This window comes from Allobosea sp. Root670 (assembly GCF_001429415.1).
GTDB classification, from domain to species: Bacteria; Pseudomonadota; Alphaproteobacteria; order Rhizobiales; family Beijerinckiaceae; genus Allobosea; species Allobosea robiniae.
Map to the genome: position 1 here is coordinate 1,071,748 of NZ_LMJU01000001.1, position 22,097 is coordinate 1,093,844.

The 22,097-nt window shown below is 63.5% G+C and carries 19 protein-coding genes, 1 tRNA gene and 1 pseudogene; 7 read left to right on the forward strand and 14 right to left on the reverse strand.

All coding sequences use genetic code 11. From position 1 onward, the window contains the following. Positions 1–156 precede the first annotated feature (156 nt). The 6 genes and pseudogenes from ASE61_RS04915 to ASE61_RS25855 form a co-directional block, all read right to left on the reverse strand. Complete coding sequence (locus ASE61_RS04915; RefSeq protein WP_061965133.1) at positions 157–1,911, reverse strand: ATP-binding protein; 1,755 nt, start codon at positions 1,909–1,911, stop codon at positions 157–159. A 9-nt stretch (positions 1,912–1,920) separates the two neighbouring features. Continuing rightward, positions 1,921–2,943 carry an SIR2 family protein gene (locus tag ASE61_RS04920; RefSeq protein WP_061965135.1) on the reverse strand — a complete coding sequence of 341 codons (1,023 nt, stop codon included), beginning with the start codon at positions 2,941–2,943 and terminating at the stop codon, positions 1,921–1,923. Positions 2,944–2,947: 4 nt separating this feature from the next. Next, the gene (locus tag ASE61_RS04925; RefSeq protein ID WP_200959589.1) at positions 2,948–4,279 is read right to left on the reverse strand and encodes an MvaI/BcnI family restriction endonuclease; all 1,332 of its coding nucleotides are present in this window, start codon (positions 4,277–4,279) and stop codon (positions 2,948–2,950) included. Next, positions 4,276–4,731, reverse strand: coding sequence for a very short patch repair endonuclease (locus ASE61_RS04930; RefSeq protein WP_061965137.1), 456 nt, complete (start codon positions 4,729–4,731; stop codon positions 4,276–4,278). The genes ASE61_RS04925 and ASE61_RS04930 overlap by 4 nt, the downstream gene beginning before the upstream one ends. After that, complete coding sequence (dcm, locus tag ASE61_RS04935) at positions 4,724–5,980, reverse strand: DNA (cytosine-5-)-methyltransferase (protein WP_061965139.1); 1,257 nt, start codon at positions 5,978–5,980, stop codon at positions 4,724–4,726. Before dcm ends, ASE61_RS04930 begins: the two co-directional genes overlap by 8 nt. A gap of 251 nt (positions 5,981–6,231) precedes the next feature. Further along, positions 6,232–6,974 (reverse strand): annotated as a pseudogene (locus tag ASE61_RS25855) (IS5 family transposase); the annotation flags it as partial. Between the two features lie 170 nt (positions 6,975–7,144). Here ASE61_RS25855 and ASE61_RS04945 point away from each other — a divergent pair. Together ASE61_RS04945 and ASE61_RS04950 are read left to right on the forward strand one after the other, a co-directional pair. Further along, positions 7,145–7,504 carry an ArsR/SmtB family transcription factor gene (locus ASE61_RS04945; RefSeq protein ID WP_061965143.1) on the forward strand — a complete coding sequence of 120 codons (360 nt, stop codon included), beginning with the start codon at positions 7,145–7,147 and terminating at the stop codon, positions 7,502–7,504. Next, positions 7,485–7,985 (forward strand): SRPBCC family protein, encoded by a 501-nt coding sequence (locus tag ASE61_RS04950; RefSeq protein WP_061965145.1) that lies wholly within the window; start codon positions 7,485–7,487, stop codon positions 7,983–7,985. Before ASE61_RS04945 ends, ASE61_RS04950 begins: the two co-directional genes overlap by 20 nt. Positions 7,986–8,422: 437 nt before the next feature. Here the strand turns inward: ASE61_RS04950 and ASE61_RS04955 are convergent, their stop codons facing one another. Then, complete coding sequence (locus tag ASE61_RS04955; protein WP_061965147.1) at positions 8,423–8,851, reverse strand: hypothetical protein; 429 nt, start codon at positions 8,849–8,851, stop codon at positions 8,423–8,425. A 172-nt stretch (positions 8,852–9,023) separates the two neighbouring features. Between ASE61_RS04955 and ASE61_RS04960 the strand changes: the two genes are divergently transcribed. Then, complete coding sequence (locus tag ASE61_RS04960; RefSeq protein WP_156406981.1) at positions 9,024–9,584, forward strand: hypothetical protein; 561 nt, start codon at positions 9,024–9,026, stop codon at positions 9,582–9,584. Between the two features lie 476 nt (positions 9,585–10,060). Here the strand turns inward: ASE61_RS04960 and ASE61_RS04965 are convergent, their stop codons facing one another. The 5 genes from ASE61_RS04965 to ASE61_RS04985 all read right to left on the reverse strand — a co-directional run bounded on the left by ASE61_RS04965 (position 10,061) and on the right by ASE61_RS04985 (position 14,610). Continuing rightward, positions 10,061–11,332: a tyrosine-type recombinase/integrase gene (locus ASE61_RS04965; protein WP_082617087.1), complete on the reverse strand. Its 1,272-nt coding sequence runs from the start codon at positions 11,330–11,332 to the stop codon at positions 10,061–10,063. Between the two features lie 205 nt (positions 11,333–11,537). Continuing rightward, positions 11,538–11,613, reverse strand: a tRNA-Thr gene (locus ASE61_RS04970). A 91-nt stretch (positions 11,614–11,704) separates the two neighbouring features. Then, the gene (locus ASE61_RS04975) at positions 11,705–12,643 is read right to left on the reverse strand and encodes a prephenate/arogenate dehydrogenase family protein (protein WP_061965636.1); all 939 of its coding nucleotides are present in this window, start codon (positions 12,641–12,643) and stop codon (positions 11,705–11,707) included. A 5-nt stretch (positions 12,644–12,648) separates the two neighbouring features. After that, positions 12,649–13,749, reverse strand: a complete 1,101-nt coding sequence (gene hisC, locus ASE61_RS04980) for a histidinol-phosphate transaminase (protein WP_156406982.1) — start codon at positions 13,747–13,749, stop codon at positions 12,649–12,651. A 27-nt stretch (positions 13,750–13,776) separates the two neighbouring features. Continuing rightward, positions 13,777–14,610, reverse strand: a complete 834-nt coding sequence (locus ASE61_RS04985) for a chorismate mutase (protein WP_061965155.1) — start codon at positions 14,608–14,610, stop codon at positions 13,777–13,779. A 169-nt stretch (positions 14,611–14,779) separates the two neighbouring features. On the opposite strand from ASE61_RS04985, the gene metX reads away from it, so the two are divergent. After that, positions 14,780–15,949 (forward strand): homoserine O-acetyltransferase MetX, encoded by a 1,170-nt coding sequence (gene metX / locus ASE61_RS04990; protein ID WP_061965157.1) that lies wholly within the window; start codon positions 14,780–14,782, stop codon positions 15,947–15,949. A 3-nt stretch (positions 15,950–15,952) separates the two neighbouring features. Further along, the gene (metW, locus tag ASE61_RS04995; protein WP_061965159.1) at positions 15,953–16,579 is read left to right on the forward strand and encodes a methionine biosynthesis protein MetW; all 627 of its coding nucleotides are present in this window, start codon (positions 15,953–15,955) and stop codon (positions 16,577–16,579) included. Positions 16,580–16,716: 137 nt separating this feature from the next. On the opposite strand, the gene clpB is transcribed toward metW, so the two are convergent. Next, positions 16,717–19,335, reverse strand: a complete 2,619-nt coding sequence (gene clpB / locus ASE61_RS05000; protein ID WP_061965161.1) for an ATP-dependent chaperone ClpB — start codon at positions 19,333–19,335, stop codon at positions 16,717–16,719. A 175-nt stretch (positions 19,336–19,510) separates the two neighbouring features. Between clpB and ASE61_RS05005 the strand changes: the two genes are divergently transcribed. Both ASE61_RS05005 and ASE61_RS05010 read left to right on the forward strand, forming a co-directional pair. Beyond that, positions 19,511–19,819 (forward strand): DUF2293 domain-containing protein, encoded by a 309-nt coding sequence (locus ASE61_RS05005; protein ID WP_061965163.1) that lies wholly within the window; start codon positions 19,511–19,513, stop codon positions 19,817–19,819. Between the two features lie 118 nt (positions 19,820–19,937). Continuing rightward, positions 19,938–20,723 (forward strand): MOSC domain-containing protein, encoded by a 786-nt coding sequence (locus ASE61_RS05010; RefSeq protein ID WP_061965165.1) that lies wholly within the window; start codon positions 19,938–19,940, stop codon positions 20,721–20,723. A 99-nt stretch (positions 20,724–20,822) separates the two neighbouring features. On the opposite strand, the gene ASE61_RS05015 is transcribed toward ASE61_RS05010, so the two are convergent. After that, entirely contained in the window at positions 20,823–21,827 is a 1,005-nt protein-coding gene (locus tag ASE61_RS05015; protein WP_061965167.1) for a DUF4167 domain-containing protein, read from the reverse strand. Positions 21,828–22,097: the final 270 nt, after the last annotated feature.

Sequence of the window (22,097 nt, forward strand, 5' to 3'; positions counted from 1 at the left end):
CGCTATCGTGGATCTGATGCTCCTAGTCGCTGCCAAACACTCGCCCGCCTCGGGTACGCCCCCTGGCGGCAGCAAGGGGCGGCTACATCGTCTGCACCGCGCCAAACCTCTCTCAAGGCACCTGTTTCGACCCGATGGCGCTTGGGCCCGCTCGTATCAGATTTGAAAGCTCTGCCGTCTCCAGGCTTTCACTGACTTCGGAGCATCACCTTTTGGTGCTCCCGCATTCCAGCAATCCCAGAATGCAACGGTCTGACTGTCGGGCTTGTGCCGTGGCTCGGCGACGCGCACCCGGGTTGGCAGCAGGCTGGCATCGCCAACGACCAGGGCCTCGCCAATATCGAGGACCGGCAGAAGATCGCCGAAGCTGCCAAGACTGTCCGGCAATAGCCGGCGAATGACGGTTTGGTCGTCCCCGTTGGTCAATCTCATGGCGATGACATTGTTGCACTGGCTGAGTACCGTGCGGTTCACCTCGGCCGGGCGTTGACTGATGACAACGAGACCGATCCCGTATTTGCGCCCCTCCTTCGCAATTCGCTCGAAAATCTCCACTGAAACGGCATCGCTGCTGTCAGCGGCTGCGCGTTCGGGGATGTAGAGATGGGCTTCGTCGCATAGCAGGGCTATCGGATGCCGATCAGCCTGCGCGGTCCACTGGTTGGTCGTGAACACGAGCCGAGCCAGGAGGCTCACCATAAGCGGCAGGATGTCGGAGGGCACCTCGGAAAAGTCGATGATCTTGATGCCGCCCTTCGTGTCGGCCTGCGCGCCGCGCCCGCCAATCAGCAGATGGACAACCTCGGCCAGCCAGCCCATATCCATACATTGCGCGGGAGGCTGGAAAAGGAAGCCAAGCCGGCGATCCTGACGTTTGGCTTCCAGCCTCGCAATCAGGCGACTGAGCTTGTCAAAGTAGGGCCCCTGCTTTTCGGTTCCGGCCTTTGCGCCGGGGACCATCTCTTCATTGAGGCGGCTTAGTTCGGCCAGGACTACGGCGATATCGAACGGGACAGGGCTGTCGATCGTGAAGTTTGCGAGAATGTCCGAATGCGCCGGGTCTGCCAGCGCGGCCCTTTTTGCGTCAGTGATACAACGCGTCATCATCATCGATTGATTGGGAGCGTTCTGGTCTGTCCGGTCAACGAACAGCGAGATCAGCGCCTCGTAACCCAGTAGCCAGTAGGGAAGGTGCAGGACGCCGTCGGCCAGGCCGGTACCCTTCTCCAGGTCAACGGGACCGGCAATGCGGTAATGTCGGAACTCGTCGCCGACAAGCGGCTTATACTCACCGTGGATATCAAAAAGAATGACATTGGCCTGAGGAAGCTGGGCCACCTGATCAAGCAGGCGCGCTGTCGTCCAGGATTTGCCCGAGCCGGTCCCGCCGACAACGACGGCATGGCGCTGGAACAGCTTGTTCCCGTTCAAATAGGCCACGGCCTCATCGTCCAGGGTGAATGAGCCGAGAGACAGGCGCGGGCCGTTGGCTCCCACGTTGGAGATGACCTGCATGAACTGCGTCAGCCGCTCGCCTTCGAGGGCAAAGCAATTCGAGTCGATCTCCGGCACCGTCTCAAGCGTTCGCCGGAACACGTTCTCAAGCATGCCGACGCGGTCGAGGAGCGTGCCGATCAGGGTAATCCTGACGAGGTTGTTCTCGGGAAGAACCTGATCAATCGGATCGACTTCGCCGACGGCCGCCTCAGCGCGGTCTTCAGCACGTCGTGTTATGCGTGTCACGACACCGATCAGGTGCTGCCCGGCACGGCTGCTTTGCAGAACAGTCAGGCGATTGACCTGAATCCTGCGCAGTCTCTCAATGGCATCGACCCTGATCGTTACAGTCGCCGTATCGACCGAAATAACGCAACCAAGCGCCTCGGCATCGGCAAAATTAAAGATTGGCATATTCCCCCCTCAAGTCACTAATTTTAAAAAACCGGCCATCGACCAGAAATCCTGATCGTTAATATTAATGCCGTCCGGATGTTCTTCTACATATACTTTCGATCCGCCTCCACTCATTTCGATTCCGAGATACTTGGTTCCTGCCTTGTTTTGCAGAAAATCACGCGCCTCGTCTGTAAGGGAGCGGGCTATGACGGTGACTGGAAGATTTTTCTGCCTGCACCGGCCCAGCATCTTGGGTTCGATGTGCGTGTCTCTGAAACCGAAGCCCACGCACAGAAAGGCTTCCGCGTTTTCAAGAGCCCGGTCGGCACCCTGGATGGCCGAGCGAAAGGGTTCGTCATGGGTGCGCTCGAACTTGTTGAACCCCGGCGTTACAATCAGCGGAGTAAGAGGCCCGTCGGGCAGCTCGAAAAGCGGCGCAGCAACGGTGCTGCCATCGGCCCGCTCGAACCAGTCAAGGGAACCGTGAACCTTCCATATCCGAACAGCCCTCATCAACTTGCCGGCGCGGGAAAAATGCACCGGATCGGCTCCCTCGCGGGACTGGAGGTAGCCGGGGATGAATCCGGTTGAAAAAAGCAGATCGACCGAATTACAGGCGTATTCCGCGACACGGTCATAGTTCGTCGTGACGATATCAACGGTTTTGTTGCTGCTGCGGAAAAGGGATGCCAGCAGGGTTCCCACGGGAAACGCTTCGTCTGCGGTCAGGGCGCGGTGGAATACGGCCTTGTCGCCGATGTTGATGCAGCGCCAGGTTTCGGCAACGATCTTTCTTGTCAGGGCAACGGGTAGTACCTTACCGATCAAAGCCTGCTCAAGATGCTCCCCCGCATCCAACGACTGCCTGACTGCGTCCCATGCCGCGACTTCCTCCGCGCCATCTGCGACAATGGAGGCTGTTAGGTGATCTCTAAGCGCGTTCATGCCCGGGAGCTGGTGAGCAGCGGAAGCACCACTCCCCAGTACGATCACCGGACTGCTGGCAAAGCAGCTTTGTGCCAGTTTTGCGATACCATCGATATCCATTCGGTCACACCGCCATCACGTCTGTTTCGGTCAGCGACGCATACAGCGATGCGATGTCATTCGATCGGATACGGAACTGACTGCGCCGTTTCACGGTCGGCCTAGCTGTGGAGGCGCCCTCAAGCTTGATGCCGGGGTCGTAGTAGACCTTCTGCTTGGCCATGGCCTGCAGGAAGCGCAGGAAGTCGGTATCCTCGCCAAGTCGGACGCGGGAGCCATAGCTGTATTGCTGATCCGACTCGGTGCGGGCCTTGAAGGGCACATATGCTGCTTTGGCGTGTTTCTTGTTCCAATGGGCCAGCAACCCGGCGAAGTGCCAGGTAGCGGCCTCGTTGCCACCGGCATCAGCGAGCGTGAACCCGCCCTTTGGATCGGTGATGCGGTTCTTGTCCGGATCGTATCCGATGAACTGCATGGTCAGGCCCGTATTGGGGTGGGTCTCTCCCAGCTTGTGAACGCCTCCGAAGTTCAGGCGATCAGGCCGGCCGGCTTTGTCGGCATAGCCATATTTCCGAACGAAGGCCTCCGGTCCATCCGTTCGGTAGTAGCCGCCGGTCGGCTCGGGGGTCATTAGGGTCAGCGGCCCGCTGGAATAGCGGACGAAGTCCGTCACCGTGTGCCCCTTGATTTCCCAGCCTTCAAAGTCCGGCTCGGCGCGGCCGTTCGGCACAATATCGAGATGGGATTCGAGGGTGTAGCCGCCGCAGTTGGTGCCCGTGCAGGGGCCAACGACACCGCCGGTATAGAGCCGCTGGGACGGCAGCCAGCCGAGACGATGGATATCGCGCAGCTTGCGTAGCAGCCGGTCCCGTGAGGTGTCGGCGGTGCCGATCGGGACATGCTGGAAGATGCCGGTGCGCTGCAGCTCGCCAAGGGCGCGGATTTCGTCGGCAAGATTGCTGTCGGGCGCGGTCACCCAGGCGATGATCCGGCGATCGGCCGTGATGCCGAAGAAGAGCAGGCGCCCGGCCTGCCGGGCGGTCATAAGCGCGTTGGGGCCGCCGCGCGCGCCTTTCAGGAAGCCCGAAAGGCGGATTTCCGGATATTGCGGGTACAGGATCAGCTGGGTGTTCGGGGCCTCGGTGAGGGTACCGTCCTCCCGCAACCATGAGAACGGCAGCGGCGCCTTCAACCCGCTGCGTCCAGCAGCCGTCGTTTCCTCGCGGACCTCGCCCATAGGCAGCAGGTTCAGGATGTCCAGGCTGCCGCCCAGATAGGGCTGGTTCTTGGAATTGTCGTTGGCGGCCAGTTCTTTCACGAGCAGCTGCTGGACGCCGTGGGCGACCATCATCCGCCGGAGCATCTCGAGGCTGAGACTGGGCAGGGCGTTGCTCATGCGAGGCCCCGGATTTCAAGCGTCGGCACATCGCTGCGCAGCCAGTCGGCACATGCCTCGATCACGTCAGTGAGCGGCAGCCGGGCCTTGCCCTTAAGGGCGCATTCCCAGACCACCCCATGGCGCCAGCCGGCGGCACCAAGCTGCTCGGCCGCGCGCTGGTCAACTTCCCGATTCCTGCCGATTTTCGCGCGCCAGAACTCATCACGCGACGCCGGCCAGCGGAACAGATGGCAGTCATGTCCGTGCCAGAAACAGCCGTGGGCAAAGAGAACTGCCCGCCACCGCGGGAACACCATGTCCGGGCGGCCGGCCAACGTCCGATCATGCAGCCGGAACCGGAATCCAGCGGCATGCAACCCCCGGCGCAGCATCATTTCCGGTCTGGTGTCACGCCCGCGAATGCCGGCCATCATTCGGCTGCGAACCTCGGGCGATACCCTATCAGCCATGGGCAGCGATGGGCTCGGGCCGTTCCTGAACGTAGGATGGGCTGCTGCCTGCAGCGGCCTCTTTCGCCAGGGCCGCTTCGATGTACGGGCGCATGGCGTTTGCCACGAACTCCACCACCGGCACCACAACGGCGTTCCCGAACTGACGGTAGGCCTGGGTGTCCGACACCGGAATCCGGAACGGCCGGCCAGGCCACTCGAAACCCATCAGCCTGGCGCATTCCTGGGGCGTGAGACGGCGCGGGCGCTTGCCGGGCTGGTCGATGAGGACTTCCGAGCCGTCCTTGTAGTAGCGGGCCGAGAGCGTGCGGGAGACATCGTTGGGGCCGAACAGGCTGAACCCGAATCCATTGCCCTTGGCCAGGTGCTTCTCGCGGTAGCCCTGGAGATACTCCCAGAGCTTTGGGGTCAGAGTGTATTTCGGGTCGACCTGGTCGGGGGGCAGCAGGATGGTCCCCAGCTTCGGCCCCTTTTCGACATCCGGCAGCTTCAGGGCGTTGAAATCGAAATCGTTGCGTTCGCGAAAACCGACGATGAAGACCCGCTGGCGTTTCTGGGGCACCCATGGTTCCGAACTGATGACCCGGTGCTGGACGTGATAGCCCAGCTCGTTCTTCAGCACGTTCATGATGGTGGCGAAGGTCCGCCCGCCATCGTGGCTCTCCAGGTTCTTCACGTTCTCCAGAAGGAACGCAGCCGGCCGGTGATGGGCGATGATTTGGGCGGTATCGAAGAACAGCGTGCCTTGGGTGTCGCACAGGAACCCGTGTGGGCGGCCCAGGGAATTCTTTTTCGACACGCCAGCGATCGAGAATGGCTGGCAGGGGAACCCGGCCAGAAGCACGTCATGCTCCGGAATCTTGCCCGGCGCCTGGGAAAACTCCCGGATATCGCCCGCGATCGGGTGATTGTCGGGAAAGTTCATCGCATAGGTTTTCTGCGAATGCAGATCCCATTCGGATGTGAAGACACAACGGCCGCCGATGGTCTCGAACCCCATGCGCAGCCCACCGATTCCGGCGAACAGGTCAATGAACCGGAATGCCGGCCGACCGACCTCGATAGGCGCGCAACGCTTCGCAGCTGCCTGCTTCAGCATCCGGAGACCCAAGCGTGTCGGCTCGCGTTCGCCACTTTGGTAGCGCTGGGCAGTCCGCTCCGAGACCGCCAGAAAGGCGACGGCTTCCTCGAACGTCATGCCGGCCTGCTCATGCAGGCGGGTGAACTCGGTTTTCTGGCTGGGGCGCATGCGGGAGGTGATTCGCTTTATCCGTGTCATTTACCGTCAGCCTGGCATCAGGATACCCAGCGGGCAATATGCATGTTCCCGTATCGTTCTATTACCGGGCAGGTTTTAACAGGAGGTTTCGACAGCCGCTGTCGCGGGTCCGGCCAACAATGTGCGACCGCATGAACTTCGCGGCCAGCCGCCCTCTCCGTCCTCAACGCCTGACAGGAAACAGACATGCCGCCTATCCAGGCCGTAGACTCATAAACGCGGAGCCAAAGCCGCATTGAAGCCAGTTGAACCATGGCGAGGAAGTTTTCGGCCAGCTTGTCGTAGCGGGTCGCAACCCTCCGGAAGTGCTTCAGTTTGGAGAAGAAGCGCTCGATCAGGTTGCGCTCGCGGTAGAGCCACGTGCTGAAGTACGGTTTGGACCTCCGATTGGCCTTTGGCGGGATATTGGCGAACGCGCCCCGTTCGCCAACGGCTACTCGGAGACGATCGGCATCGTAGGCCTTGTCGGCCAGTACGATTGTTCCGGCGGCAACGTGATCGAGCAGATTGTCGGCAGCTTGAACGTCATGACTTTGCCCAGCGGTAAGGCTCAGCCGGATGGGGAGGCCTTGCCCGTCGACAACCGCGTGGATTTTGGTCGTGATCCCGCCTCGGGAGCGACCGAGACAATGATCTCGATCCCCCTTTTTACCGTCGCGGCCTGCTGGTGGGCGCGAACAGAAGTGCTGTCGATCATCTGGATGTCGCCCTCATGGGCGGCAGTGATGGCGTCCATCATTCGATCCCAAACGCCCGCCTTCCGCCATCGAACGAAGCGGTTGTAGCAGGTGGTTCGTGGGCCGTATCTCTCGGGGAGGTCACGCCAAGGTGCACCGGAGCGCAGCACCCAGAAGATGCCATTCAGCACGCGACGGTCATCGACGCGCGGCACGCCTCGTGGCTTGTTGGGCAAGAGCGGCTCGATCACGCGCCACTCGAAGTCGGTCAGATCATATCGGCTCATGCCGATGCTGAATCAGATCTCGGCACAACACTAAAGACACTCGTCCTCATTCGCCCCAAAAACCGCCTGGCCGCTAGCGCCCCAATTTCGGACATTAGGTTTCGCTTTCGCCAAAGGCCCCGGGGCGAGACTGTTGCGTTTTCCGAACGAGCAAGATAACACTGAACCATATGGTTCAGTCAGTAATGCCTTCCCTCGATCTTTCGTTTGCGGCGCTGTCAGACAAGACGCGGCGCGGCGTGCTTGAGCAGCTCGGCCGAGCGGACGCGTCGATCACCAGCCTGGCCGACAAGTTTCACATGACCCTGACCGGCATGAAGAAGCATATCGCCGTCCTGGAGCGGGCAGGCCTCGTTGTGACGGAGAAGGTCGGACGGGTGCGGACGTGCAAGCTTGGGCAACGCGGCCTCGATGCGGAGGCCGAATGGATCGAAGCGCATCGCAAGCTCTTCGAGGCGCGGTTCGATGCCTTGGACAAGATCATTCTCGAGATGAAACAGGAGGAAGAAGATGGACCAGCAAACGAGTAATCACCCCGTTGCGCAGAACCGCTCGGCGGTTGAGCGGAAGTCCGACCGGGAGCTGGTTGTCACGCGCCTGTTCGATGCCCCCCCGCACATGGTGTTCAGGGCGTGGGCCGAACCCGAGCTGTTCCGCCGGTGGTGGGTGCCGAAGGGCGCCGGCATTACGCTCGTGTCCTGCGAGATGGACGTCCGCACCGGAGGCAAATACCGGCTGGAGTTCGCCGCCGGCGGGACTGACACCATGGCCTTCTACGGCAAGTATCTGGCGGTGGTGCCGGACGAGCGCATCGTCTGGACGAACGAAGAAGAGGATGAGGGCGCAGTCACCACCGTCACCTTCGAGAACCAGGGCGGAAAGACGCTGCTGACGTTCCACGAGCTTTATCCTTCCAAGGAAGCGCTCGACGAAGCGATGGCCGGGTCGGCGGCCGGACTGCCCGCGCAGCTGGATCAGCTGGACGAACTGCTTCCGGCGATCGGCGAGTAGCCGCAAGCGGAATAGAAAAGGGCGGCCCGAATGTCCGGACCGCCCTTTCGCTGGCGCTGCTCTGATTTGCATTCGTGAGAAAGGAGCCGCCGCCTTGGCTCGCCGCGGCGGTCCTTCATTTTCAATGAGTCACGAAGAGGATGAAGTACCCAATCGCGAGGAACAGATATGCCGTTTGATGGAACATGGGATTGCGCTCTGCGGCAAAACTCAGCCGCTGGACACTCTCAGCAACAGGCCTAGAGCGTGAGGGGTGCCCCATAACGTCTCGAACACTTTGCGCTCTGCCCTGCGGTCATTCTTACCGAGAGACCCTCCCTTTAAACGAGAGCTTGGTGTTCGCCATTCTGACGATGTGAGCTTCTCCCTCGCCCCTGCGGCGAAGCTCGCTGTCGCCTCGATATTTGGGGGTAATCGAGGATGTTGCGGACGACCGGTCAGCGAAAGGAGCGTTTCTGGACCGCCTTGTTCAAGGGTGGGGCGAGGCCCGCAATCGCGAGCTTTTCGACCACGCTTGCTAACAAGCTATCTGGCACCTCAACCCATTGAACTCGGATGACCGTCTTCATGTGGTCGCGGCGAGCGACCCGATCTGGATGCGAGAGAGCGAACAGGTTCTGAAGCACATGGCCTTCGTCTCCGGCCAGATGCTTGTTCAGGATCCGACCTCTCAGACCTGAGGGGCTCGAAGCTTCCCCCACGTAGAGGATCTCCCCCTCCTGCCTGAAGGCGTAGACGCCATTCTTCCTCGGAGGGTTGGCGCTTCCGAGCGTGACCGGAGGAAACCGCAAAAGCGATTGAAGGTGTTCATACGCGGCCGCGACAAGGCTCGATGACAAGATGAATGCTGGATCTTCCGGAATCATGTGAGCACGTTTTTGAGAGAGCTGCCCACCGGTAGAGGTTGCCGGCTAGTTATCAAGCTGGCGAGCGAGCAGCAGGCTTGATTCCTGCACGTTGGGTTGGCCGGCGCAGCTTGACGGTGACCAGCTTCGGAGCATTTCTGGGCGGTGGAGATGAGCTTGGCCGGAGCCTCAAGTGTCGCAACACGAGAACGTAAGGCTTCGCCGTATCCGAATGCTGTACTCGCTGGGGGACCTGAAACTCGCGTTGTCTGCAGCGAACTTCCTGTCGGAATGCGAGCCCGGCGAGAAGATATCGAAGGTCGATCTCCGGCGTTTCAAGAGCTACGAGACGACCTTGGTGGTCGCATACGCTCGGCCGTTCTCCGCTTCGAGAGGAACGGACCGGATACCGCCTCTGTCTCTTAAAATGACCGGCGCCAAGCTAACCGTGGAACAGAGAGCCCTTCACGACCGGATAATTGAATTGCGGAACAAGGCATTCGCTCATTCGGACGGAGATATGATGCGAATGCTAGTGAGGCCAATTGAGGTCGACGGGAAGGAAGAAGGGGACACCATAACCTTAGTTCAGACGGTCTTCGACGAAGGGCTGGAGTTCCTCGGAATGGAACTCCTCGACGTTATAGAGCTTATGAACGCGGTCTACGGCGCCCTGTACCACCAGGTGCACGTTGAGGCCCAACAAGACTCCCGCCGTTTCGATTTTCGCCACGACTACCTGTCCCCCGAGTAGGCCAGGCAGGTGCCCCGCCTCAATTTCCAGAGCTGTTCGTTTACGCCACGGCACTCGGTGAACCGGAGGGTGGCGTAAGCTTCTGTCGTAGCCGGCCGGACGCGCCCCTGCCACCCGGCGGTCAACGACCGCCCCCATGCAGAAATTGGCATATCAGACGCCAGCCGGCCGGGGCCAAAGAATCCTGTATTCTCCGACCGGCTGGCGGCCATTCGCCAACAACGTGACCGGTTCAACAAGGTAGCCGCAGGAGCGTCAGCATGGCGACGCCAAAGGCGGGACGCGGGACCGACTGCCTCCGGCACGTTGCTCCGCAGCGCGGCGAAGCCAAGCCCCCCTGACTTTCAGGTTCCCGCGCTGCCCCGCAGCTCACGCCCCCCTAAAGGACATTCAGCGCGACGACCTAGTCGACCTCCACGATGAACGCGATTGTCACGCGGCGCTCGAAACCAACAATGCGGAGACCCGGCCGGGCTTCATCGCAGCGTAGGGTGCTTGTCCCCTGCTTCTTGTTTAGGCAGGGGTTGCTGCGATGAGTTTGGGGGGCAGCAGTAATCTGACCACTCGTTCATCAGCACTCTCCGCTTCTCGAGGGCGGTGGCTCGGCGATAGGCGCCCTCGACCCCACCGATCGTATGCGCCAGAGCTGCTTCCGCTACCTCGCGCTCATGGCCGGTGCAATCGCCCGCCCAGTCGCGGAAGCTGGACCTGAATCCATGCGCGGTCGCGTCGACGTTCATCCGGCGAAGGAGCGAGAGGAAAGCCATGTTGGACAACGGCCGGCCCTCGGACTGGCCGGGAAAGACGAAGCCATTGTCGCCGGATGCGTGCGGACGCATGAACTTAAGAATGTCGGCGGCACGCTCAGAAAGTGGAACAATGTGCTCGCGGGACGCTTTCATTCGCTCCGCCGGAATGGTCCAGAGCCGCTGATCCAGGTGGATTTCGCTCCAGCTGGCGCCGAGGACTTCTCCAGTTCTCGTCGCTGTTAGGATCAAAAACTCGAAGGCGAGGGATCCGTTGGTTATGGCCCTCGTCCGCAGCTTTTTCATGAAGGTGGGGACTTCGCGGTAAGGGAGAGCCGTGTGATGGTCGCCGCGCGGCGCGCGTGGCAGGACTAGGGCCAGATTCCCGGTAAGCTTCGCAGGATTCGGCGACTGCGCGGGAATCAGGCCCTGAACGCGGGCGACGTCAAGAATCGCCTCGATTCGACGACGCACCTTCTTGGCCGTCTCCTGTTTTGCAACCCAGATCGGCGCCAGCACAGCCTGGACGTGCTCGAGGCGAATATCGTCGACCGGCATGGTAATCAACGCGCTGGCGTGATGCTCGATCGACCACAGCCAGTTCGCCTCGGCGCGACTATCCTTCCACGTAGCCGCGCGCTCGAGGATATACTTCTTGGCAAGATCGCCAAACAGCACGCGATGCGTCGCTGCCTCAGCCGCTTCCTGGGCGATTCGCACGGCCGATCGTTGGGCGGCCTTCTCAGCGACCGGATCCCGGCCAGACGCAACGGCGGCCCTGATTTCAGCAGCCCGCTTACGTGCGTCGGCGAGGGAGAGGCCGGCAGGACCAGCTGAACCGAGCCCCATCTCACGTCGCTTGCTGGCGTGGTGGTAGAATACGACCCATTGGCGAGAGCCGCCGGCAGCGACAACGCAATAGAGTCCACCTCCATCGCTATGGCGACCTGTGGGCAGCGAAGCGATTGCAGGCTGTCTTAAGATATTGATCTGGCGTGCCATCCGGGCCTACCGACGTGGGAAAGTGGGATAAAACCCGATCAGGATAGTGGGATCAATCCATACCCCCCGAATTATCCCACTAACGACAAGACGCCGGACCACACCTCATGAACGCTCACGAAACAATGCGAACCGATAAAGCGCTGCAAAGGCAACGCCTTATGACGCAGCATGAACTCTGGTGAAATGTGAGGAGGGGGAGTGGTGGTGCCGCAAGAGGGATTCGAACCCCCGACCCCCTCATTACGAATGAGGTGCTCTACCAGCTGAGCTATTGCGGCAACGGGTGGCGCTGTACCAGCAGGCGCCGGGCTTGGCAAGCCAATCTCGACGTCATGCACATCACCCTGACACGGCGCTGTGCGGCAGCCGTCAATCCTTACGCAGCTTCTCCGTCTCGGGCTTCTCCTGGCCGAGCGCGACGATGCCGCGGCGGATCGTGCGGGTACGGGTGAAGTGCTTGTGCAGCGTCTCGCCATCGCCATAGCGGATGGCGCGGGTCAGCAGCGCGAGGTCCTCGTTGAAGCGGCCGAGCATTTCTAGCACCGCTTCCTTGTTGTGCAGGAAGACGTCGCGCCACATCGTCGGGTCGGAAGCCGCGATGCGAGTAAAGTCGCGGAAGCCGCCGGCCGAGAACTTGATCACCTCGGACTGCGTCACCGCCTCCAGATCTTCGGCCGTGCCGACGATGTTGTAGGCGATCAGATGCGGCAGGTGGCTGGTGACGGCCAGCACGAGGTCATGATGATGGGCGCTCATCACCTCGACCAGCGCGCCCATGCCTTCCCAGAACTGGCGGGTTTTCGCGATGGCCGCGGCATCCGTGCCCTCCGGTGGCGTCAGGATACACCAGCGGTTGAGGAAGAGGCTGGGGAAGCCGGCATCGGGGCCGGAATTCTCCGTGCCCGCGACCGGGTGGGCCGGTACGAAGGCGACGCCTTCCGGCAGATGCGGCTGGACGGCATCGACGACCGAGCCCTTGACCGAGCCGACATCGGAGACGATCGCACCCGACTTCAATTCGCTGGCGATCTCGGCCGCGACTGGCCCGCAGGCGCCGACCGGCACGCAGAGGATGATGTGGTCGGCATCGCGAGCCGCTTCCGCCGCGGTATCAGTGACGGCATGGCCGAGGCCAAGTTCGCGCGCCCGCTTGCGGACGGCTTCGTCGCGATCGGCCAGCACGATCGTGCCGGCGAGGTTCAGCTCCTTCGCCGCGCGCGCGATCGAGGAGCCGATCAGCCCGATGCCGATGATGACGAGACGGGCGAAGACCGGCTCAGAGCGGCGCGGCGCGAAGCTTTCCGCCATCTCGGTCACGCCTTGAGGAAATCGGCGAGCGCGGCGACGACGAGGCGGTTCGCCTCTTCGCTGCCGATGGTCATGCGCAGCGCGTCCGGCAGGCCATAGCCGCCGACGGCGCGCAGGATGAGGCCGCGCTGGGTCAGGAAGGCATCGGCCTCCTTGGCGGTCTTGCCGGGTGTTTTCGTGAAATGGATCAGCACGAAATTGCCGACCGACGGGGTGACGGTCAGGCCGAGCTTCTCCAGCTCGGCCATCGTCCAGGCGAGCCATTTCTCGTTGTGTTCGAGGGCGGCAGCGACATGAGCCTCGTCGGCGACGGCCGCGGCACCGGCCTCGATCGCGGCGCCGTTGAGATTGAAGGGGCCGCGGATGCGCTCGAGCGCGTCGATGATATGGGCCGGCGCATACATCCAGCCGATGCGCAGATTGGCGAGGCCGTAGATCTTCGAGAAGGTGCGGGTCATCACGACATTCTCGCTCTCGGCGACGAGTTCGATGCCGGACGCGTAGTCGTTGCGGCGGACATATTCGGCATAGGCCGCGTCGAGCACGAGCAGGACGTCAGGCGGCAGGCCGGCCTGCAGGCGCTTGACCTCGTCGAAGGGCAGATAGGTGCCGGTCGGATTGTTGGGATTGGCGAGGAAGACGATCTTCGTCTTCGGCGTCACCGCGGCGAGAATGCCGTCGACATCGGCCGTGTAGTTCTTCTCGGGCACGATCACCGGCTTGCCGCCCATGGCGAGGATCGCGATGCGGTAAACCAGGAAGCCGTACTGGCTGTAGATGCCCTCGTCGCCCGCGCCGAGATAGGCCTTGGTGACAAGCTCCAGCAGTTCATCCGAGCCGTTGCCGCAGATGATCCGCGCGGGATCGAGGCCGTAGCGGCCGGCGATCGCCTGCTTGAGCTTGGTCGACGTGCCGTCCGGATAGAGTTCCAGCTTGGCGGCGAGGCCCTCGAAGGCGGCGATCGCCTTCGGGCTCGGGCCGAGCGGAGTTTCATTGGAGGAGAGCTTGTGCAGCTTCACGCCGGCGGGCGCAGCGGATTTGCCGGGGACATAGGCCTCGATATCGAGGACGCCTGGACGCGGGACGGGACGGGTCGCCATGACGATTGACCTTGCAGCAGGAAGCCAGCCCGTTCAGCGGGCGGATTTGACGGAGAAGCGGGCGGCGTGGCTGCCGATCTCGGCGAAGTCGCTGAGGCCCGCCGGCACGAGGGCCTGGCGGATCGCGGCCTGATCGACCTCGCCGGAGGCCGCGACGAGCAGCGAGAGATGCGAGCCGTCGGCAGCGGAGGCCGAGACCTCCGCCAGATGCTCGGCGAGGCCGTGTCGCAGGTTCTCGGACCAGCGCTCGACGCGGGCCGCGTAGAGCACGATCTCGCGCACTGCGGCATCCGCCAGCGGCTTGGCGATGCAGTAGACCGGCGTACCCGCAGGATGGTTCGGCCGCTCGACGAAGGGCAAACGCGCGATGATCTTCGGTGAATCCGCCCCGATCAGATCACGCCACCAGATACCGGCGCTGGCGCCCTGGTCCATGCGGAAGATGCCGAGATCGCCTGCCGATTCCGCGACGGCGCGGATGACGGAGCGGGCATCCTCATGCGGGACGTAAGGCACGGTGAAGCCGAAATGGAAGCGGGCGGAATCACGCATCGCCGCATCGCCGCCGGAAATGTCGGCATGAACGGAATAGTTCGCCTGCACATAGGTGAAGGTCGCGATGATGATGCGCCAGACGCTTTCGACCGTGTCGAGCGGCAGCAGGCCCTTATGGCTCAGCGCCAGCCGCTTCATGATGTCGGCCTCGCGGCCGGGGCGGAAGGCGGAGCCGGAGGCCTGCGTCTTCTTGATCGAGATCAGCGTCTCGATGATCTGCGAGCGCTCCATCAGCAGCGCGTGCATCTCGCTGTCGATACGATCGATACCAGCGCGCAGATCGGCGAGGGTCGTGGGGGCGGCTTCGGTCATGGCAACGCGCTTTCCGGCAAGGCCACGCTCCTTAGCGCTCCCGCCGCGCCTTGGCAAAGCCGGCTGCGCAGTCCCGCGTTGACAGAAGCGCTCTGGCGCGGCATCGCTAGAGTTCGATTTTCCGAACGCCTGGACCGGCAAGACAAATCCTACTGCCGAAGCGGACGACATGAGCGATCTCTCCCCCAGCCTGGCCGATCCGCAAAAGGAGGCGAACGAGCCCTCCAGCCCGGTCGCGCGCTTCGGGCCGGACACGCCCTTGCTGATGGATTGCGGCGTCGTGCTCGACCACTGGCAGATCGCCTACCAGACTTATGGCGAGTTGAATGCGTCTCGGTCCAACGCCATCCTCGTCTGCCACGCCCTGACCGGCGACCAGTATGTCGCGAGCCGCAACCCGATCACCGGCAAGGGCGGCTGGTGGACAGCGATGATCGGACCGGGCAAGCCGATCGATACCGACCGCTTCTTCGTGATCTGCGCGAACGTGATCGGCGGCTGCACCGGCACGACCGGGCCGGCCTCGACCAACCCCACGACGGGTAAGCCCTGGGGTCTGTCCTTCCCGGTCGTGACCATCCGCGACATGGTGCGGGCGCAGGCCGCACTCGTCGATTCTCTGGGCATCGAAACGCTGTTCTGCGTCGCCGGTGGCTCGATGGGCGGCATGCAGGTGCTGCAATGGGCGGCGAGCTATCCGGCCCGCGTGTTCTCGGCGCTGCCGCTGGCGACCGGCGCCAAGCATTCAGCCCAGAACATCGCCTTCCACGAGGTCGGCCGGCAGGCTGTGATGGCCGATCCGGAATGGCGGCAAGGGCGCTATCTCGAAGAGGGCACGCGCCCGGCCAAGGGATTGTCTGTGGCGCGAATGGGCGCGCATATCACCTATCTTTCGGAGCAGGCGCTGCACCGCAAGTTCGGCCGCAAATTGCAGGACCGGGAGGCGCCGACCTTCTCCTTCGACGCTGATTTCCAGGTCGAGAGCTATCTCCGCCACCAGGGCATCTCCTTCGTCGAGCGCTTCGACGCCAATTCCTATCTCTATGTCACGCGGGCGATGGATTATTTCGACCTCGCCGCCGACCATGAGGGCGTGCTGGCGCGCGCTTTCGCGGGCACGAAGACGCGCTTCTGCGTGGCTTCCTTCACCTCCGACTGGCTGTTCCCGACGGCGGATTCGCGCGCGATCGTGCATGCGCTCAACGCGGCCGGCGCCTCGGTCTCCTTCGTCGAGCTGGAGAGCGACAAGGGCCACGACGCCTTCCTGCTGGAAGAGCCCAATCTCTTCGCCACGACGCGCGGCTTCATCGGCGCAGCGGCGCGGGCACGCGGACTCTAGACCATGGCCTTCAGCGACACGAACCAGACCAACCGCATCGACCTCAAGCTCGTCGCCGAGATGGTGCAGCCGGGAACACGCGTGCTCGATGTCGGCTGCGGCGACGGCGCGCTGCTCGCACTGCTCGCCGAGAGCCGACAGGTCGATGCGCGCGGCATCGAACTGTCCCGCGAGGGCGTGGCCGGTTGCGTGGCGCGTGGGCTCTCGGTCATCCAGGGCGACGCCGATACCGATCTCGGCGACTATCCCGACGATAGCTTCGACTACGTCATCCTCTCGCAGACGATCCAGGCGACGCGCAATCCGCGCCTCGTGCTGGAGCAGATGCTGCGCATCGGCCGGCACGCCATCGTCTCCTTCCCGAATTTCGGGCATTGGCGGATGCGCAGCCAGGTGTTCTTCCAGGGGCGGATGCCGGTGACGGATTCCCTGCCCTATGCCTGGTGGGACACGCCCAACATCCATTTCTGCACGATTCGCGACTTCGTCACGCTCTGCGACCAGATCGGCGCCAAGAAGGAGCGCGCCGTCGCGCTCGACGCCGCCGGCGGCAAGGTCGGCGTCAACGCGCCCTGGTGGTTCTGGAACCTGTTCGGCGCGCAGGCCGTGTTCCTGCTGAAGCGGGGCTGAAGGGCGCAGCCGTCATGCTCGCCCCTGTGGCGAGCATCCACGTCTTGAACATCGCATTGCCCGCAGGAAGACGTGGATGGTCGGGACAAGCCCGACCATGACGAAAGAGCGCCGCCCGAAGGCGACGCTCCACCAGATCAGTTCAGCGCGACGCCGGCCGGCCGCTTCTCCTTCACGGCCGCGACCGAACCCAGCATCAGCGAGCCCGGTCCGACGGTGATCGGCACATCCTCGCCGTCGACGATCTCGCCGGCGAGGATCGCCTCGGCCAGCGGGTCCTGCACCGACTTCTGGATCACGCGCTTCAGCGGGCGCGCGCCATAGGCCGGGTCGTAGCCCTTCTCCGCCAGCCACTCGCGCGCCTCCTTCGAGAGCTCGAGGGTGATCTTGCGGTCGGTCAGCAGCTTCGCGAGCCGGGCCATCTGGATGTCGACGATCGCGCCCATGTCCTGCCGCCGCAGGCGATGGAACAGGATGATATCGTCTATCCGGTTCAGGAATTCCGGCCGGAAAGCGTGGCGGACCACGCCCATGACCTCGTCGCGAACCGCGTCGCTGTCCTGCCCCTCGGGCTGGTTCACCAGGAACTCCGAACCGAGATTCGAGGTCATGATGATCAGCACGTTGCGGAAATCGACGGTGCGGCCCTGGCCATCGGTCAGGCGGCCGTCGTCGAGCACCTGCAGCAGGACGTTGAACACGTCCGGATGCGCCTTCTCGACCTCGTCGAACAGCACGACCTGATAGGGCCGGCGGCGCACCGCTTCCGTCAGAGCGCCGCCCTCCTCATAGCCGACATAGCCGGGAGGCGCGCCGATCAGCCGGGCGACCGAGTGCTTCTCCATGTATTCGGACATATCGATGCGCACGAGCGCGGTGTCGTCGTCGAACAGGAACGAGGCCAGTGCCTTGGTCAATTCGGTCTTGCCGACGCCGGTGGGGCCGAGGAACATGAAGGAACCGATCGGGCGGTTGGGGTCCTGCAGACCGGCGCGCGCACGACGGACCGCGGTCGAGACCGCCTCCACCGCCTCGCGCTGCCCGACGACGCGGGCGCCGAGAACCTCCTCCATGCGGAGCAGCTTCTCCTTCTCGCCTTCGAGCATGCGGTCGACCGGCACGCCGGTCCAGCGGCTCACGACCTGCGCGACATGGTCCGGCGTCACGGCCTCCTCGACCATGCCGGCATCGTCGCCCTTTTCCTCGACCTCGGCCAGAGTCTTCTCGAGCTGCGGGATCTCGCCATAGGCGAGCTCGCCGGCCCGCTGATACTCGCCCTTGCGCTGCGCCTGGGCGAGCTCGTTGCGAGCATTGTCGAGCCTGGTCTTGATCTCCGCGGCGTGGCCGAGCTTGTCCTTCTCCGCCTTCCACTTGGTGGTGATGGTGTCGGAGCGCGTCTCCAGATCGGCCAGTTCGGATTCGAGCCGCTTAAGCCGCTCCTTCGAGCCGGCATCGCTCTCCTTCTTGAGCGCCTCCTGCTCAATCTTGAGACGGACGATCTCGCGATCGATCGAATCCAGCTCTTCCGGCTTGGAGTCGACCTGCATGCGCAACCGTGCTCCGGCCTCATCGACGAGGTCGATCGCCTTGTCGGGCAGGAAGCGGTCGGTGATGTAGCGGTTTGACAGCGTCGCCGCCGAGACCAACGCCGAATCCGTGATGCGGACACGGTGATGCTGCTCGTATTTCTCCTTCAGGCCGCGCAGGATCGAGATGGTGTCCTCGACCGTCGGCTCGTCGACGAAGACGGGCTGGAAACGCCGCGCCAAGGCAGCATCCTTTTCGACGTACTTGCGGTATTCGTCGAGCGTGGTCGCGCCGACGCAATGCAGCTCGCCGCGCGCCAGAGCGGGCTTCAGCAGGTTTGACGCATCCATCGCGCCGTCGGTCTTGCCGGCACCGACGAGGGTGTGCATCTCGTCGATGAACAGGATGACGCCGCCATCCGAGGACGAGACCTCGGTCAGCACGGCCTTCAGCCGCTCCTCGAACTCGCCGCGATATTTCGCGCCGGCGATCAGCGAACCCATATCGAGCGCAAGCAATTCCTTGTCCTTCAGACTCTCGGGCACGTCGCCATTGACAATGCGCAGCGCCAAGCCCTCGGCGATGGCGGTCTTGCCGACGCCGGGCTCGCCGATCAGGACAGGATTGTTCTTGGTCCGGCGCGACAGCACCTGAATGGTGCGGCGGATTTCCTCGTCGCGGCCGATCACCGGGTCGAGCTTGCCCTCGCGCGCCGCGGCGGTGAGGTCGCGGGCGTATTTCTTCAGCGCGTCATAGGCCTGCTCGGCCGACGCGGAATCGGCGGTGCGGCCCTTGCGGATGGCTTCGATCGCGGCGTTGAGCGCCTGCGGCGTCACGCCTGCCTTCGACAGGGCCTTGCCGGCATCGCTGTCCTTCTCGATCGCCAGCGCGAGCAAAAGCCGCTCGACCGTGACGAAGCTATCACCAGCCTTCTCGGCTGCCTTCTCGGCGGTATCGAAGACGCGGGCGAGGCCCGGCGTCAGGTTGAGCCCGCCCGAGCCGCCCGAAACCTTCGGCAGCTTGGCCAGCGCCTGGTCCACAGACTGCAAGGCGACCCGCGACTGGCCGCCGGCCCGGTCGATCAGACCAGCCGCCATGCCTTCGTTATCGTCGAGCAGCGCCTTCAGCAGATGTTCCGGCGTGAACTGCTGGTTGCCCTCGCGCAAGGCGATCGTCTGCGCCGCCTGGAGGAAACCCTTCGCCCGATCCGTATATTTCTCAATGTTCATTCAGCTATCTCCGCCCGCAGGCCGCGCCCCGTAGCGACGTGAACCTGCTGCCCTTTCATCAGGATGGGGCGCCGCGATGGGCCGCCCCTCGCCCTCCAAGATAGTGTGACATTGGCGCAACGGAAGAGGCCCGGACCAGAATTGACCTGGCGCAAGCGGCAGGCGCAGATCGGGCATGGCCGGGACCAAGCGACAGCAGGCGATTCGGAAAGCCTTGAGGGCGCTGGCACCCGGCATTCCGCTGTCGGATGCCGAGGCCGTCGTGACGCTGGCGGAGCGGCGCCACATGAAGGACCTGCCGCCCTCGACAGCGCTCTGGCTCGCGCTGGGCAGCCATGTCCGCCACGTCCACACCGACTACGAACGCCTGCTCGGCGAGGGCTACGATCGCGACGCCGCCCGCTTCTTCGTCGCCGAGGAGACCGACGCCGTCCTTGCCGGCTGGGGTTGCCAGCGTTCGGTCAGCGAGGGCGAGGACGAATGACGCGGTCTCCCTGCCATGTTCCGATGCAGGCGGCTGATCGAAACGGATACAAGATTTGATCTGTCAGGGCCGGCCGACGAGGCTATGGTCCGCGACCTTGCCTGAACGGGACCCGACCATGCGCATCGAAACGCTCTACCGCTATCCCGTGAAAGGCCTCTCTCCGGAACGGCTCGAGCGCGCCGCGCTCTCGGCGGGCGGGTATTTCCCCGGCGACCGGCTCTTCGCCATCGAGAACGGCCCCTCCGGCTTCGATGCGGCCGAGCCCGTGCACCAGCCCAAGATCAAGTACCTGATGCTGATGCGCAACGAGTCCCTGGCACGGCTCAAGACCCGCTACGACGATGCCAGCGGCGATCTCGTCATCCACGAGGGCGGGCAGGAGGTGCTGCGTGCAGCGACCGCCAATGGCGAGGGCCACGCCGCGATCACCCGCTTCTTCTCCGGCTTCATGCCCGAGGAACTGCGCGGCGAGCCGAAGCTGCTGACGGCGCCGCCGACCTATCGCTTCACCGATTCGCGCTCGGGCTTCGTCTCGATCATCAACCTCGCCAGCGTCGCCGACCTGGAAGGGCGCCTCGGGCAGCCGGTCGATCCCTTGCGCTTCCGCGGCAACCTGATGGTCAGCGGGCTTGCACCCTGGGCGGAGAACGATCTCGTCGACCGCGAGTTGACCGGCCCCGGCGAGCTGCGTCTGCAGGTGATCAAGCGGATCGAGCGCTGCGCCGCGACCAATGTCGACCCAGAGACCGGCGCGCGCGACATGCAGATCCCGAAGGCGCTGATGAAGAATTACGGCCATGTCGATTGCGGCATCTATTGCCGCGTCCTCGCCGATGGCGCGCTCGGCGAAGGAGACGGGCTGGCGGTCGCGGAGGCACCGGCGCGGCTCGGCATCATCTGATACCGCCTGCCGTCATTCTCAGGACACCGGCAGATTCCAGACAAGAAAAAGGGCCCGAACGGGCCCTTTTCCATATTCGATCGATGATGCCGGAGCAGCTTACTCGCTCGAACCATCCGTCTCCGAACCCAGCGCATCCATGACCTCGCGCGGCGAACGGCGGCGGCGAGTGCGCTTGGGCGCAGCCTCATCCGCAGCCGGTTCGGCCGGGGCGGCGGCGGGCTCGACGGCCGGGGCCTCGACCGGCTCCGGCGCGGGGACACGCACCGGGGTGGTCAGGAAGGACGGCAGCGCGGCAGCGACATCATCACCTGCATCGGCCTCGACCTCGCGTTCGCGGCGCGGGCGACGCTCCCGCTGAGGGCGCTCGGCCCGCTCGGGACGCTCGAAACGGCGCTGTTCGCCCTGAGCCTGCTCGGAAGCAGCCTCGACGGCACCGCCCTCGCTGACCGGGATGTCGGAACGCGGCGCATCGGGACGCGGGGCGTAACCGCCGGGAGCCCCCTGGCCCTCGGCATTGCGGTCGAAACGACGCTCGCCGCGATCCGGCCGATCGAAGCGACGCTCGTTGTTGTTGCTGTTGTTGCGGTCGTTGTTGAAACGCTCGCGGCGGTTGTTGCGGTCGAAACGCTGGCCGCCCTGCTGCTGACCCTCGCCGCCCTCGCCCTCATTGCGCTGGCCACCGCCATGGCCGTTATAGCCATTGGCGTTGGCATAGCCGTTCGAGCGCATCTCCGGCTGCGGGCCGGCGCCAGGCTGGAAGGACTGGCTCTCATCGTCGCCCTCTTCCTCGCCCTCGTCCGCGTCTTCGACGAAGGCGCGATTCGGCGGGAAGGAATGGCCAAACTGCTGAGCCATCTGCTCCTGCGCCGCGAGCAGGATGCGGTAGTAATGCTCGGCGAACTGGAAATAGCTCTCGGCAGCAACGGTATCGCCCGAAGACTGGGCATCGCGCGCAAGCTGGAGATATTTCTCGGCGACATTCTGCGCCGTGCCGCGAACCTTTACGTCCGGTCCGTTGGATTCGTAGCTACGCTGCAACGGATTGGGAGATTTGCGATTGCCGTTATTGTTGCCGCCACCGCTATTGTTGCGGCCGCGCATACGCCGGTTCTGACCTGGTCTCATTCGCGTCTGTCTCGCGCTTCTGTGTTCAAAGCAACCGTGGTGCCGTCATGCGCGTTGCGATGCACAGCGGGTTGCGACGCTGTGTCGGACGAAGGTGACCTGAAGGGGCGATCCGCCGTTCCTGGTCTTCACGCGCTCTTTTCCAAAAAGGGGGTTTCAACCCCATGAGCCGATCGGCGCCACGCGCCTTCGGGGCTCCATCCGGCTTGTCAGTTGCATCGCTGCGGGAACACGCCCTCAAACGAT

Coding starts and splice junctions, on each gene's coding strand:
- ASE61_RS04915 (WP_061965133.1), bottom strand. CDS start 1,911: ATGCCAATCTTTAATTTTGCCGATGCCGAGGCGCTTGGTTGCGTTATT.
- ASE61_RS04920 (WP_061965135.1), bottom strand. CDS start 2,943: ATGGATATCGATGGTATCGCAAAACTGGCACAAAGCTGCTTTGCCAGC.
- ASE61_RS04925 (WP_200959589.1), bottom strand. CDS start 4,279: ATGAGCAACGCCCTGCCCAGTCTCAGCCTCGAGATGCTCCGGCGGATG.
- ASE61_RS04930 (WP_061965137.1), bottom strand. CDS start 4,731: ATGGCTGATAGGGTATCGCCCGAGGTTCGCAGCCGAATGATGGCCGGC.
- dcm (WP_061965139.1), bottom strand. CDS start 5,980: ATGCGCCCCAGCCAGAAAACCGAGTTCACCCGCCTGCATGAGCAGGCC.
- ASE61_RS04945 (WP_061965143.1), top strand. CDS start 7,145: ATGGTTCAGTCAGTAATGCCTTCCCTCGATCTTTCGTTTGCGGCGCTG.
- ASE61_RS04950 (WP_061965145.1), top strand. CDS start 7,485: ATGGACCAGCAAACGAGTAATCACCCCGTTGCGCAGAACCGCTCGGCG.
- ASE61_RS04955 (WP_061965147.1), bottom strand. CDS start 8,851: ATGATTCCGGAAGATCCAGCATTCATCTTGTCATCGAGCCTTGTCGCG.
- ASE61_RS04965 (WP_082617087.1), bottom strand. CDS start 11,332: ATGGCACGCCAGATCAATATCTTAAGACAGCCTGCAATCGCTTCGCTG.
- ASE61_RS04975 (WP_061965636.1), bottom strand. CDS start 12,643: ATGGCGGAAAGCTTCGCGCCGCGCCGCTCTGAGCCGGTCTTCGCCCGT.
- ASE61_RS04985 (WP_061965155.1), bottom strand. CDS start 14,610: ATGACCGAAGCCGCCCCCACGACCCTCGCCGATCTGCGCGCTGGTATC.
- metX (WP_061965157.1), top strand. CDS start 14,780: ATGAGCGATCTCTCCCCCAGCCTGGCCGATCCGCAAAAGGAGGCGAAC.
- metW (WP_061965159.1), top strand. CDS start 15,953: ATGGCCTTCAGCGACACGAACCAGACCAACCGCATCGACCTCAAGCTC.
- clpB (WP_061965161.1), bottom strand. CDS start 19,335: ATGAACATTGAGAAATATACGGATCGGGCGAAGGGTTTCCTCCAGGCG.
- ASE61_RS05005 (WP_061965163.1), top strand. CDS start 19,511: ATGGCCGGGACCAAGCGACAGCAGGCGATTCGGAAAGCCTTGAGGGCG.
- ASE61_RS05010 (WP_061965165.1), top strand. CDS start 19,938: ATGCGCATCGAAACGCTCTACCGCTATCCCGTGAAAGGCCTCTCTCCG.
- ASE61_RS05015 (WP_061965167.1), bottom strand. CDS start 21,827: ATGCGCGGCCGCAACAATAGCGGTGGCGGCAACAATAACGGCAATCGC.